The sequence below is a fragment of the Psychrobacter sp. FME13 genome (assembly GCF_014861395.1).
Classification (GTDB): domain Bacteria; phylum Pseudomonadota; class Gammaproteobacteria; order Pseudomonadales; family Moraxellaceae; genus Psychrobacter.
The window spans coordinates 1-324 of sequence record NZ_RRYV01000413.1 but is presented as its reverse complement, the minus strand read 5'-3'; the positions used below and the strand labels follow the sequence as shown (position 1 = coordinate 324).

The following is a 324-nucleotide window of genomic DNA, read 5'->3' as shown; positions in this document are numbered from 1 at the left end:
CAATTGCCCCGACTGTCACAGTCCCAGTTTAAAGAAAAACGGCAAAAAAAGCTATAGCAAGCAGAACTATCAATGTAAGGACTGCAAACGCCAGTTTATTGGCGATCATGCCCTAACTTATAACGGCTGTCACTCTACAATAGAAGATAAAATACGGCTAATGACAGTGAGAGGCTGTGGCGTCAGAGACTGACCCCTGCCGTCAAATCCGTATACATAAACTTGGGAGATTTTAGTTACGCAGCTTGACGATAATAATCAAACCACATCTGTCTTGGCGATTTATAGCTCAAGCCCTTTTGAATCCTAGTCTGGTTGTAATAT

1 pseudogene is annotated in these 324 nt (G+C 42.3%); it reads left to right on the top strand.

Features of this window, described 5'->3' with window-relative positions:
- Window positions 1-190, top strand: a pseudogene (locus EI164_RS16830) (IS1 family transposase); the annotation flags it as partial.
- Window positions 191-324 lie beyond the last annotated feature (134 nt).